The sequence below is a fragment of the Streptomyces torulosus genome (assembly GCF_001419765.1).
GTDB lineage: Bacteria > Actinomycetota > Actinomycetes > Streptomycetales > Streptomycetaceae > Streptomyces > Streptomyces torulosus.
On sequence record NZ_LIRK01000708.1, the window covers coordinates 1 to 11,725 of the forward strand.

The following is an 11,725-nucleotide window of genomic DNA, read 5'->3' on the forward strand; positions in this document are numbered from 1 at the left end:
CTAGTGCTGTGGCCGGAAAGGTTTGCCGGAAAGCTCGCGGCGTCCGGTGCGGTGCCTCGCACGGCGGAGCATGACCCGCGTACTGGATGTACTCGGGTCATGCGACAACGCCGCGAGGTGCCGTGCCGGGCGTCGCGAGCCGGTGAACCTTTCCGGTCACAGCACTAGATGGCCGTGTAACCGCCGTCGACGGTGAGCGCGGTGCCCGTGATGAACGCGGACTTGTCCGACGCGAGGAAGAGGATCGCGTGGGCGACGTCCTCGGGCGTGCCCAGGCGGCCGATCGGATTCAGCTTGGCCTTCTCCGCCTTGACGGCGTCGTCGTGGCCGTTGGCGACGTCCGTCATCGGGGTGTCGATGATGCTGGGGCAGACGCAGTTCGCCCGGATGTCGTGCTGCGCGTAGTCGATGGCGAGCGACTTGGTGAGCATCAGCACGCCGCCCTTGGTGGAGTTGTAGGCGGCTATGCCGGGCCAGGCCACCAGGCCGCTGACGGAGCAGACGTTCACGATGGACCCGCCGTGGGCGGCCGACATCATCTGGCGCAGGGTGTGCTTGGAGCACAGGAACATGCTCTTCAGGTTGGTGTCGACCAGCCGGTCCCACTCGTGCTCCTGCATCTCGTGCAGGGGTGTGGTGACTTCGATCCCGGCGTTGTTGACGAGAACGTCGAGTCGGCCGAAGGTCTCGGTGGCGGTGGCGACGAGCCGTGCGCAGTCCGCCTCGACGGTGAGATCGGTCGGCACGAAGACGGCGTCGAGCCCTTCCTCCGTGAGCTGCGCGACCACGCCTTCACCGCCCTTCTCGTCGATGTCCGCGACGACGACCTTCGCGGACTGCCGAGCGAACTCGATCGCGGTCCGGCGGCCGATTCCGGATGCGGCACCGGTGACGATGACCACCTTGTCCTTGAACGCCACGAGTCGGTCTCCTCTCATACGCATGTCATGTGGCCGCCGTCGACGGAGATCTGCTGCCCCGTCACATAGGAGGCCTCCTCGGACGCCAGGAACCCGACGAGGGCGGCGACCTCCTCGGCGGTACCCGGCCGGTCCATGGGGATGGACCGGCGCATCCGGTCCTCGGCCTCCTGCGGCGAGATCCCCTGGGAGCGACTCATGTGCCGCACGGCACGGTCGTATCGCTGGGTACGGATGACGCCGGGGTGCACGCAGTTCACGGTCACTCCGTGCGGGGCGTACTGACTCGCCAAGTACTTGCCGGCGTTCGCGACGGCCGCGTTCACCAGACCGGAGAGGAACAATCCGGGGGCGGGTTCCTTTCCGACGTTTCCGACGACATTCACGATGCGTCCGAATCCGTTGCGCATCATGAGCGGTGCCACGATCTTGATCAGATCCAGGTACGGGACGAGCTTCTGCTCCATGGCGACCGTGATGTCGCCGGCCGACACGCTGTCGAAGGCGCCCGGCGCCGGACCGGGCGCGTTGTTGACCAGAACGTCGATCCTTCCGAACCGGCGTTCCGTCTCACCGACGAGTTCGGCACGAAAAGCGGACGAGGTGATGTCTCCCGCGATGACGCACGGGGTGGGTCCGCCCACGGATTCCGCGGCGACCTTCTCCAGGTCGCTCCGATTTCGGGCACAGAGGACCGTCGCGTAGCCGGTCGCATTCAGGCGCAGCGCGGTCGCCCTTCCGATACCGCGGCCGGCCCCCAGAACGAGTGCCAGTCGGGTCACTCGCTCTCCTGTCCCGCAGTGGGCTTCGGGACCCTGTGGTAGCGCGGCGGGATGAAAATGTTCAGGGAACGCGCCACGGCGGTGTTGGGGTTCGCCGCCCCGTGCCCCTCCTGACTGGCGCAGAAGTAGGTGCCGCCGAACAGCAATTCATGCCGTGAGCCCTCGACGGTCATCTCGTAGCGCCCTTCCAGGCATGTGCCGATCTGTTCGTGCGAATGCTTGTGATAGGGCATCTCGCCACCGGCCGGGATGTTGGCGAGCATGAGCTCGATCCAGTCCGCCAGGAAGAATGTGACATCCATGCCGACGAACTTGCGCGATTCCAGCGGTTCGAGGAAATAGCCGCTGGGGGCGGGGTAGCTCTCCCCGGGCTTGTTGCGCTTGATCTCCAGCAGAACGGTCTCCTCGGCGGACGGGTTCGTCACGGAGAGGCACGCGCCGGGCGGGGCGACGAAGACATCGTGCTCGGCCGTCATCGACTTCGTGACGCCCTCGACCGTCACGGCGAGTTCCCCGCGCACGACGATCCCGACCCGCGCCCACGCCGTCGCCGGCTCGTCCAGAACGGCTCCGGGCGCCAGGTAGGAGAGCCGCACCTCGGTGTCGTCCCGCCGATAGGAATCGCTGCGGACGCCGCTCTCGTGCAGCAGCGCGTCGGCGGCCGGGAAGAAGGGGGTTTCACGCACACCGGTGGTCATGTCCATCCTTCTTCCGCGAAAAAACGGTCCAGGTCATGGGGATGCGCGAGAACCTCTGGACGAACCTCAGGTTGTACTGCTCGACCGCCTGCTCGTTCGTCAGGGCGATGTTGTAATGCCCGTCGGCGACACGGCCGGCGGCCTGGCTCGTGGAGGTCACGGTCGCGACCTTCACAGGCCCGGCGACATGGTGCTCGAGCATCGGGACAGGAGCGGGGTGACTGACGACCGTGTCGGTGCGCAGCACTTCTTCGTCGAACGCGAAGTCGGGCCGGGTGGCGAGGCCGTATTCCGGCGTGCTCCCATGAAATACACTCACCGGACGCAAGCCGGGATGCATATAGAACGCGTTGATTTTCGAGTAGGCGTGGGGCACCAGTGCGAGGTCTATGACTCCGTCGACGAGGGCGCCCATGCACCGCTCGAACGTGTCTTCAAGAGTTATCTCGCAACCCTCAGGATCACCTATGCAGCGCAGCATCATCCGGGCGATGTGCTCGCTGCTCGTCCCTTCCGGTCCCAACGTCCCGATCTTGACGGATCGAGCGGGATCCACGAGAAAGAGCGCCATGAGCGCCTGCTTCTCGACTCCGGGGATCCGTAATAATTCCATGACCACCTCCATTCTTCTGTCTGGGCCAGTTGGCTGGCACACATATCTGGGGACGGACTGGAGCTTAAGGCACTCACTTGAGCCGTTCAAGTGCGAACTTGACGACTTTTGTTTCCCTTATGTTTCGCCGATGCGAATCAAGTCAATGGCGCAATCCATTCCCCTTGCCGCACCAAGAACGGTGTTTCTCGGGGCCACCGTGCTCAACGGTCCTGGTCCCGGGGGAGGCCCGCCGCCGCCTCGTGCATCGCCAGTTCCAGCAGGGCCGGGTCGGTGAGGGTGCCGGTGCCGTCCGGGGGGATCAGCCAGCGCACGCCGCCGGACTGTCGGCCGGGGTACGGCACCACGATCCAGGTGCCGCGGCCCGCGCTGCGCACCCCCGTGCCGAGCCAGCGGGACGCCGTGCCCGGCGGCACGAAGAAGCCCATGCGGTCGTCGCCGAAGTCGACGAGCACGGGCCCGGGTTGGTCGATGATGCGGGTCAGGACGTCCAGCGTGGGGTAGCCGAGCTCCCCCGGCAGGATCAGCACGTCCCAGGCCCGGCCCGCCGGGAGCAGGGTGACTCCCAGGGGGTTGCGTTCCCACTCCCAGCGGCAGGCGTCCGGATCCGGCGCCACCGCTGCCAGCCACTCGACCGCCGTCTTGGTCCCAGTCATGACGGGGACCTTCCTCTCTGTAGAGCTCCGTCGGACGCGGTGTCGCGTCAGGAGCACAGACAGCGGTGCGGGGCGGGCATTACGCGGGTTCCCCCCATGTCTTGGTGGTGAATCCGATGACGGCATGCGAGCTGGGCGTACGCCTGTCCAGCAAGGCGTACGCCCGTGGCTCGCGAGCGCTTCGGTGCGCCCCCTCCATCCTGCGCGGTGTCAGCTGTCGAAGCCCAGCCCCAGGCGGTCCATGGCTTTCAGCCAGAGATTGCGCCGGCCGCCGTGGGAGTCGGCGCGGGCGAGGGACCACTTGGTGAGGGCGATACCGGTCCAGGCGAACGGTTCCGGCGGGAACGGCAGGGGCTTCTTGCGGACCATCTCCAGCTCGGTGCGTTCCGTGCGCTCCCCCGCGAGCAGGTCGAGCATGACCTCAGCGCCGAACCGGGTGGCGCCCACCCCCAGCCCGGTGTACCCGGCCGCGTAGGCGACCCTGCCCTGGTGGGCGGTGCCGAAGAACGCCGAGAAGCGGGAGCAGGTGTCGATGGCGCCGCCCCAGGCGTGGGTGAAGCGGACGCCCTCCAGCTGCGGGAAGCAGGTGAAGAAGTGGCCGGCGAGCTTGGCGTACGTCTCGGGCCGGTCGTCGTACTCGGCGCGCACCCGGCCGCCGTACGGGTAGATGGCGTCGTAGCCGCCCCACAGGACACGGTTGTCGGCGGAGAGCCGGAAGTAGTGGAACTGGTTGGCGGAGTCCCCGAGCCCCTGTCTGTTCTTCCAGCCGATCGACGCCAGCTGGTCGGCGGTGAGCGGCTCGGTCATGAGGGCGTAGTCGTAGACGGGGACGGTGTACGCGCGGACGCGCTTGACCAGGCTGGGGAAGATGTTGGTGCCGAGGGCGACCTGACGGGCGCGGACCTGGCCGTACGGGGTGCGGACGGCCATGCCGGCGCCGTACGCCTTCAGATCCAGCGCGGGCGTGTGCTCGTGGACGCGGACGCCGAGCCTCAGGCAGGCGCGCTTGAGGCCCCAGGCGAGCTTGGCGGGGTGCACCATCGCGACGCCCCGGCGGTCGTGGAGTCCGGCCTCGAAGGTCGGTGAGGCGACCTGCTCGCGGACGGCGTCCGCGTCGAGGAACTCGATGCCGTCGGCGAGGCCCCTGCGGCTGATCTCGTCGTACCAGTCGCGCAGTTCCCAGGCCTGGTAGGTCTCGGTGGCGACATCGATCTCACCGGTGCGTTCGAAGTCGCAGTCGAGGTCGTGCCGGGCGACCGCCGCCTCGATCTCGTCGAGGTTGCGGGCACCCAGCTCCTCCAGCTTGTGGATCTCGTCCGGCCAGCGGCTGAGGCCGTTGGCCAGACCATGGGTGAGGGAGGCGGCGCAGAAGCCGCCGTTGCGTCCGGAGGCGGCCCAGCCCACCTCACGGCCTTCCAGCAGGACGACATCCCGTCCGGGGTCGCGCTCCTTGGCGATGAGCGCGGTCCACAGTCCGCTGTAGCCGCCGCCGACGACCAGCAGGTCGCAGGTCTCGGCGCCGGTGAGGGCGGGCTCGGGGTGGGGCTTGCCGGGGTCTTCGAGCCAGTACGGGACCGGCTGTGCGTCGGAGAGAGACTTTGTCCAACGGTTCATGGCGCTAGGGGCCATGATTTCAACTCCCTACGAGAATTCCGACGGGCGGCGTTATGCCTTCTGTCGCTTTCTGCGGTTCGTGACGACCATTCCGGCCACCACGAACAGTACGGCGATCAGGAACATGGCCGTACCGATGACATTGATCTGGACGGGCGTTCCGCGCTGCGCCGAACCCCAGACGAACATGGGGAAGGTGACGGTCGAGCCCGCGTTGAAATTGGTGATGATGAAATCGTCGAAGGAGAGCGCGAAGGCGAGGAGCGCGCCCGCCGCGATACCGGGGGCGGCGATCGGCAGGGTGACGCGCAGGAAGGTCTGGACGGGGCCGGCGTACAGGTCCCGCGCGGCCTCCTCCAGCCGCGGGTCCATCGACATCACGCGCGCCTTGACGGCGACGACGACGAAGCTGAGGCAGAACATGATGTGGGCGATGAGGATCGTCCAGAAACCCAACTGAGCACCCAGATTGAGGAACAGGGTGAGCAGCGAGGCGGCCATCACGACCTCGGGCATCGCCATCGGCAGGAAGATCAGCGAGTTGACGGCGCCCCGCGCGCGGAACCGGTAGCGGACGAGCGCGAAGGCGATCAGGGTGCCGAGGACGGTGGCGCCGAGGGTCGCCCAGGCGGCGAGCTGGAGGCTGAGCGACAGCGAGCCGCACAGGTCGGCGACGCCGCACGGGTCGGTCCAGGCGGCCGTGGAGAATTCCTGCCACTCGTAGTTGAAGCGGCCCTTCGGCTGGTTGAAGGAGAAGACCGTGACCACGACATTGGGCAGGAGCAGATATCCGAGGGTGAGCAGTCCCGCGATGACGACGACATGCCGCTTGAGCCAGTTCAGGAAGGCCATTTAAACCAGATCCTCCGTCCCGGACCTGCGAATGTATACCGTGACCATGATGAGGATCGCGGCCATGAGGATGAACGAGAGGGCCGCCGCCGTCGGATAGTCGAGAATCCTCAGGAACTGGCTCTGGATGACGTTGCCGATCATCTGGGTGTTGGTGGAGCCGAGGAGTTCGGCGTTCACGTAGTCGCCGCTGGCGGGGATGAACGTCAGCAGGGTGCCGGAGACGACACCGGGCATGGACAGCGGGAAGGTGACCTTGCGGAAGGTGGTGAACGGGGTCGCGTAGAGGTCGCCCGCCGCCTCGTGCAGCCGCCCGTCGATGCGCTCCAGCGAGGTGTAGAGCGGCAGGATCATGAACGGCAGGAAGTTGTACGTGAGGCCGCAGACCACCGCCAGCGGCGTGGCCAGCACACGGTCGCCCGCCGTGAGGCCGAGCCAGCTGGTGACGTCGAGGACGTGCAGCGAGTTGAGGGCGCCGACCACCGGGCCGCCGTCCGCGAGGATCGTCTTCCAGGCGAGGGTGCGGATCAGGAAGCTGGTGAAGAACGGCGCGATCACCAGGATCAGGATCAGATTGCGCCAGCGTCCCGCGCGGAACGCGATCAGATACGCCAGCGGATAGCCCAGGAGCAGGCACAGGAACGTCGCCGTACCGGCGTAGAGCACCGAGCGCAGGAACTGCGGGTAGTACTCGCCGAGCGCGTCCCAGTAGGTCGCGAAGTGCCAGGTGACCTGGTAGCCCTCCTCCAGGGAGCCCGTCTGCACGGATGTGGAGGCCTGGTAGACCATCGGCATCGCGAAGAACACGAGCAGCCAGAGCAGACCGGGCGCGAGGAGCAGGTACGGCGTCCAGCGGCCCCTTCTGCGGGGCGGCTTCGCGGTCGGTACGGGGGCCAGGGGCGGTGGCGCCTCGGCTTCGGTGAGGGTCGACATCACAGGGCCGCTCCCTCTTCGACACCGGCGTCGATGTCCTGCGCGGCGTCCAGGCCGAAGGTGTGAGCCGGGCTCCAGTGCAGGACGACGTCGGCGCCGGGGACCAGGCGGGCGTCGCGGTCGATGTTCTGCACGTACACCTCGAACTCGGGGCAGACCGAGCTGTCGATGACGTACTGCGTGGAGACCCCGATGAAGCTGGTCGCGGCGATCTTCCCGGTGATGCGGTTGCGGCCGACCGGGATCTCGCCCGCGTCGTCCGCGTGCGTCAGCGTGATCTTCTCGGGGCGGATGCCGACGAGGACCTTGCCGCCGGTGGTGGCGGGCGCCGCACATCGCGCCTCGGGCAGGACGAGCTTGCCGTCGCCCGCCTTCAGCACGATCTCCTCGCCGCTCCTGGAGTCGACCTCGGCCTCGATGAGGTTGGAGGTGCCGAGGAAGTTGGCGACGAAGGTGGTCTTCGGGTTCTCGTACAGGTCGGCCGGGGAGCCGAGTTGCTCGACCCGGCCGCCGTTCATCACGGCGACCGTGTCGGCCATTGTCATGGCCTCCTCCTGGTCGTGGGTGACGTGGATGAACGTGATCCCGACCTCGGTCTGGATGCGCTTCAGTTCCAGCTGCATCTGGCGGCGCAGCTTGAGGTCGAGGGCGCCGAGCGGCTCGTCGAGGAGCAGCACCTTGGGGTGGTTGATCAGGGCGCGGGCGACGGCGACGCGCTGCTGCTGGCCGCCCGAGAGCTGGTGCGGCTTCTTGCGCGCCTGCTCGCCGAGCTGGACCAGGTCCAGCATCTCGTCGACCTGCTTCTTCACGCTCTTGAGGCCGCGCCGGCGCAGTCCGAAGGCGACGTTCTCGAAGATGTCGAGGTGCGGGAAGAGGGCGTACGACTGGAAGACGGTGTTCACCGGCCGCTTGTACGGCGGGAGGTGCGTCACGTCCTGGTCGCCGAGCGACACGGTGCCCTGGGACGGTTCCTCCAGGCCGGCGATCATCCGCAGGGTGGTGGTCTTGCCGCAGCCGGAGGCGCCGAGGAGGGCGAAGAAGGAACCCTCCGGCACGGTCAGGTCGAGCGGGTGCACGGCGGTGAAGGAGCCGTAGGTCTTGCCTATGCCGGTGAGGCGGACGTCACCGCTGCTGTTCTGTGTGGTCTTCATGGTCCTCGTCACGCCCCCGTCAGCTTCGCGAACTTCTCTTCGTACGCCGTCTCTTCCTTCTGGGCGAGGGAGCGGAAGGCGTGGGACTTGGCCGCCATGGCGGCGTCGGGGATGATCAGCGGATTGTTCGCCGCGTCCTCGTCGATCTTGGCCAGCTCAGCCTTCACGCCGTCGACGGGGCACACGTAGTTGATGTACGCGGCGAGTTCGGCGGCCGGCTTCGGCTCGTAGTAGTAGTCGATGAGCCGTTCGGCGTTGGTCTTGTGGCGGGCCTTGTTCGGGATCAGCAGATTGTCGGTCGAGGTCATGTAGCCGCTGTCGGGGATGACGAAGTCGACGTCCGGGGTGTCGGCCCTGAGCTGGACGACGTCACCGGCCCACGCGATACAGGCCGCCAGGTCGCCCTTGGTCAGGTCGGAGGTGTAGTCGTTGCCGGTGAAGCGGCGGATCTGGCCCTTGTCGACGGCTTTCTGGAGGCGGGCGATCGCCGCGTCGTAGTCGTCGTCGGAGAACTTCGCCGGGTCCTTGCCCATGTCGAGCAGGGTCATCCCGATGCTGTCGCGCATCTCGGAGAGGAAGCCGATGCGGCCCTTCAGCTTCGGGTTGTCGAGCATGTCGGAGACCGACTTCACCTCCTCGCCGTCGAGGGCCTTCTTGTTGTAGGCGATGACGGTCGAGATGCCCTGCCAGGGGTAGGAGTAGGCCCGCCCCGGGTCCCAGTCCGGGCTGCGGAACTGCTGGGAGAGGTTCATGAAGGCGTGCGGCAGATTGGACGGGTCCAGTTTCTGGACCCACCCGAAGCGGATCAGCCGGGCGGCCAGCCAGTCGGTGACGCAGATGAGGTCGCGGCCGGTGGCCTGACCGGCGGCGAGCTGCGGCTTGATCTTGCCGAAGAACTCGACGTTGTCGTTGATGTCCTCGGTGTACTTGACCTTGATGCCGGTGCGCTCGGTGAACGCGTCGAGGCTCGGGTGGTGCTTGCCGCTGTCGTCGACGTCCATGTACTCGGTCCAGTTGGAGAAGGCGATCTCCTTCTCCTTGGCCGAGTGGTCCTCGGACGAGACACCCGCGGTGTTCTTCGCCGCGGGGATGCCGCAGGCGCTCAGCGTGCCGAGCGCGCCGACGGCGAGCGCGCCGCCCGTTCCGGCGCGCAGCAGCGAACGGCGGCTGAGGGAGGCCCTGCCGTTCCTGAGACTGCGCCGCATGGCGGCCACCTGGGCCGGGGACAGGCGGTCGGGCTCGTACTGCTCCATGCGCGTGATGCCCTTTCGGGAGGTGCCCTTTCGGGAGGGTGGCGAGGACCGGCCGGAGGTCGGGCGGCCGGTCCCCGGTCTGACTAGCGGTCCCCGAAGATCGTGCGGTGCCAGTCCTTCCTGACCACCGCCGTATTGTCGAACATGACGTGCTTGATCTGCGTGTACTCCTCGAACGAGTACGCCGACATGTCCTTGCCGAAGCCGGACGCCTTGTAGCCGCCGTGCGGCATCTCACTGATGATCGGAATGTGGTCGTTGACCCACACGCACCCGGCCTTGATCTCCCGTGTCGCACGGCCCGCCCGGTACACGTCGCGAGTCCACGCGGAGGCGGCGAGCCCGTACGGGGTGTCGTTGGCCAGGCGGATGCCTTCGTCGTCGCTGTCGAAGGGCAGTACGACGAGGACGGGGCCGAAGATCTCCGACTGGACGATCTCGCTGTCCTGGGCGGCGTCGGCGACGAGGGTCGGACGATAGTACGCGCCCTTCGCGAGCTCCCCCTGCGGTGCCTGACCGCCGGCGACCACGCGCGCGTACCCGCGGGCCCGGTCGACGAACCCGGCGACCCGGTCGCGCTGGACGTGCGAGATCAGCGGGCCGAGGTCGGTGCCGGGCGCGAAGGGGTCGCCCAGCCGGACGGTCTCCATGAGGGCGGCCGTGCGCTCGACGAACGCCTCGTAGAGGGGACGCTGGACGTACGCGCGCGTGGCGGCCGTGCAGTCCTGCCCGGTGTTGATGAGGGCGCCGGCGACGGCGCCGTGCACGGCGGCGTCCAGGTCAGCGTCGTCGAAGACGACGAAGGGGGCCTTGCCGCCGAGTTCCAGGTGGAGCCGTTTGACGGTGGCGGTGGCGATCTCGGCGACCCGCTTGCCGACGGCGGTGGACCCGGTGAAGGACGTCATGGCCACATCGGGGTGCCCGACGAGGTGCTCGCCGGCCACCCTGCCGGTGCCGGTGACGATGTTGATCACACCGTCGGGGATTCCGGCGTCGGTGGCGGCCTGCGCGAACAGCAGCGAGGTGAGCGGGGTCAGCTCGGCGGGCTTCAGGACGATCGTGTTACCCGCGGCGACCGCGGGGAGGATCTTCCAGGCGGCCATCTGGAGGGGGTAGTTCCAGGGGGCGATGGAGCCGACGACACCGATGGGCTCACGCCGCACGTACGAGGTGTGGTCCCCGGAGTACTCGCCGGCCGACTGGCCCTGGAGGTGCCGGGCCGCGCCCGCGAAGAAGGCGGTGTTGTCGATGGTGCCGGGGACGTCGAACTCACGGGTGAGCTTCAGCGGCTTCCCGCACTGGAGCGACTCGGCGCGAGCGAACTCCTCGGCCCGGTCGGCGAGCACGGCGGCGAAGCGGTGCAGCGCGTCGGACCGCTCGCCGGGGGTGGCCGCGGCCCAGCCCGGGAACGCGCGGCGGGCGGCGGCGACGGCCGCGTCCACGTCGTCGGTGCCGGCCAGCTCATAGGTGAGGACCTCGTCGCCGGTGGCGGGGTCGACGACCGCGTGCGTGTGACCCGATGTGCCCTTCGTGAGGCGGCCGGCGATGTACTGCGCGCCGGCCGCGAAGCGTTCCTGCGCGGGGAATCGGTCCGGGGTTGCGGTGCCCGGGTTCTGCATGTCGCTCTCCTCCGCCTTGTCCCCCTGTGTCCTGGGGGCGGGTGGCGTAGCTCCAGCTCGATTTGAGTGCCGATCCTGGCAGAGGGATAGGGCATCAACAAGTGATTCCGTTGTTGCCTTTTGGTTACGCGACGGAATCTGTCGACCAGGTGTCCAGTCGCAGGCGAAAATCGAGGACGGAGTGTCAGTGGCGGGTGCCACACTCGTCGGCATGCTGAAGATCGATTCTTGGGACGCGCTGATCAGCGTGGTCCAGGCGGGGGCGAGGGTCAGGTACCTGCACTTCTGGGGGCACCGTCCGCGGCCCGACGGCCGGGTGGGGCCGAGCTGTCTGAGTCAGTGGTGGCCGTCGCCGTTCACGGTGGACGGCGTGGAGTACGCGACGGCGGAGCACTGGATGATGGCGTCCAAGGCTCGGCTGTTCGGTGACGTGGAGGCGGAGCGCAAGGCCGTCGCGGCGTCGAGCCCGGCGATGGCGAAGAAGGTGGGCCGCCTCGTACGCGGCTTCGACGAGGCCCTGTGGGAGCGGGAGCGCTTCGGCATCGTCGTCGAGGGCAGCGTCCACAAGTTCGCCGCGCACGACGACCTGCGGGCCTGGCTGCTGGGCACGACGGGCCGCGTCCTCGTCGAGGCC

12 protein-coding genes are annotated in these 11,725 nt (G+C 67.9%); 1 reads left to right on the plus strand and 11 read right to left on the minus strand.

All coding sequences use genetic code 11. The features are described 5' to 3' along the window. Positions 1 to 164 precede the first annotated feature (164 nt). The 11 genes from AOK23_RS38030 to AOK23_RS38080 all read right to left on the minus strand — a co-directional run bounded on the left by AOK23_RS38030 (position 165) and on the right by AOK23_RS38080 (position 11,091). Entirely contained in the window at positions 165 to 920 is a 756-nt protein-coding gene (locus tag AOK23_RS38030) for an SDR family NAD(P)-dependent oxidoreductase (protein WP_240496742.1), read from the minus strand. A 14-nt stretch (positions 921 to 934) separates the two neighbouring features. Further along, on the minus strand, positions 935 to 1,702 hold the full coding sequence (locus AOK23_RS38035; RefSeq protein ID WP_055717038.1) for an SDR family oxidoreductase: 768 nt from the start codon (positions 1,700 to 1,702) through the stop codon (positions 935 to 937). Beyond that, complete coding sequence (locus AOK23_RS38040; protein WP_063791476.1) at positions 1,699 to 2,406, minus strand: cupin domain-containing protein; 708 nt, start codon at positions 2,404 to 2,406, stop codon at positions 1,699 to 1,701. The genes AOK23_RS38035 and AOK23_RS38040 overlap by 4 nt, the downstream gene beginning before the upstream one ends. Next, positions 2,381 to 3,013, minus strand: coding sequence for a type 2 periplasmic-binding domain-containing protein (locus AOK23_RS38045; RefSeq protein ID WP_157878273.1), 633 nt, complete (start codon positions 3,011 to 3,013; stop codon positions 2,381 to 2,383). Before AOK23_RS38045 ends, AOK23_RS38040 begins: the two co-directional genes overlap by 26 nt. A gap of 203 nt (positions 3,014 to 3,216) precedes the next feature. After that, positions 3,217 to 3,669, minus strand: a complete 453-nt coding sequence (locus AOK23_RS38050) for a hypothetical protein (protein WP_055717041.1) — start codon at positions 3,667 to 3,669, stop codon at positions 3,217 to 3,219. 210 nt (positions 3,670 to 3,879) lie between these two features. Next, entirely contained in the window at positions 3,880 to 5,298 is a 1,419-nt protein-coding gene (locus tag AOK23_RS38055) for an NAD(P)/FAD-dependent oxidoreductase (RefSeq protein ID WP_055717042.1), read from the minus strand. 36 nt (positions 5,299 to 5,334) lie between these two features. Further along, complete coding sequence (locus AOK23_RS38060) at positions 5,335 to 6,135, minus strand: ABC transporter permease (RefSeq protein ID WP_055717043.1); 801 nt, start codon at positions 6,133 to 6,135, stop codon at positions 5,335 to 5,337. Continuing rightward, a complete protein-coding gene (locus AOK23_RS38065) occupies positions 6,136 to 7,068 on the minus strand; it encodes an ABC transporter permease (RefSeq protein WP_055717044.1) in 933 nt (310 codons plus the stop codon). After that, positions 7,068 to 8,219 carry an ABC transporter ATP-binding protein gene (locus tag AOK23_RS38070; protein ID WP_055717045.1) on the minus strand — a complete coding sequence of 384 codons (1,152 nt, stop codon included), beginning with the start codon at positions 8,217 to 8,219 and terminating at the stop codon, positions 7,068 to 7,070. Before AOK23_RS38070 ends, AOK23_RS38065 begins: the two co-directional genes overlap by 1 nt. An 8-nt stretch (positions 8,220 to 8,227) precedes the next feature. Then, the gene (locus AOK23_RS38075) at positions 8,228 to 9,472 is read right to left on the minus strand and encodes a polyamine ABC transporter substrate-binding protein (protein WP_055717046.1); all 1,245 of its coding nucleotides are present in this window, start codon (positions 9,470 to 9,472) and stop codon (positions 8,228 to 8,230) included. An 83-nt stretch (positions 9,473 to 9,555) separates the two neighbouring features. Next, complete coding sequence (locus AOK23_RS38080; protein ID WP_055717047.1) at positions 9,556 to 11,091, minus strand: gamma-aminobutyraldehyde dehydrogenase; 1,536 nt, start codon at positions 11,089 to 11,091, stop codon at positions 9,556 to 9,558. Positions 11,092 to 11,302: 211 nt separating this feature from the next. Here AOK23_RS38080 and AOK23_RS38085 point away from each other — a divergent pair. After that, positions 11,303 to 11,725, plus strand: a 423-nt coding sequence (locus tag AOK23_RS38085; protein WP_206336408.1) for an NADAR family protein, incomplete at its 3' end; no start/stop codon positions are given.

Coding starts and splice junctions, on each gene's coding strand:
- AOK23_RS38070 (WP_055717045.1), bottom strand. CDS start 8,219: ATGAAGACCACACAGAACAGCAGCGGTGACGTCCGCCTCACCGGCATA.
- AOK23_RS38055 (WP_055717042.1), bottom strand. CDS start 5,298: ATGGCCCCTAGCGCCATGAACCGTTGGACAAAGTCTCTCTCCGACGCA.
- AOK23_RS38050 (WP_055717041.1), bottom strand. CDS start 3,669: ATGACTGGGACCAAGACGGCGGTCGAGTGGCTGGCAGCGGTGGCGCCG.
- AOK23_RS38060 (WP_055717043.1), bottom strand. CDS start 6,135: ATGGCCTTCCTGAACTGGCTCAAGCGGCATGTCGTCGTCATCGCGGGA.
- AOK23_RS38065 (WP_055717044.1), bottom strand. CDS start 7,068: ATGTCGACCCTCACCGAAGCCGAGGCGCCACCGCCCCTGGCCCCCGTA.
- AOK23_RS38045 (WP_157878273.1), bottom strand. CDS start 3,013: ATGGAATTATTACGGATCCCCGGAGTCGAGAAGCAGGCGCTCATGGCG.
- AOK23_RS38040 (WP_063791476.1), bottom strand. CDS start 2,406: ATGGACATGACCACCGGTGTGCGTGAAACCCCCTTCTTCCCGGCCGCC.
- AOK23_RS38080 (WP_055717047.1), bottom strand. CDS start 11,091: ATGCAGAACCCGGGCACCGCAACCCCGGACCGATTCCCCGCGCAGGAA.
- AOK23_RS38075 (WP_055717046.1), bottom strand. CDS start 9,472: ATGGAGCAGTACGAGCCCGACCGCCTGTCCCCGGCCCAGGTGGCCGCC.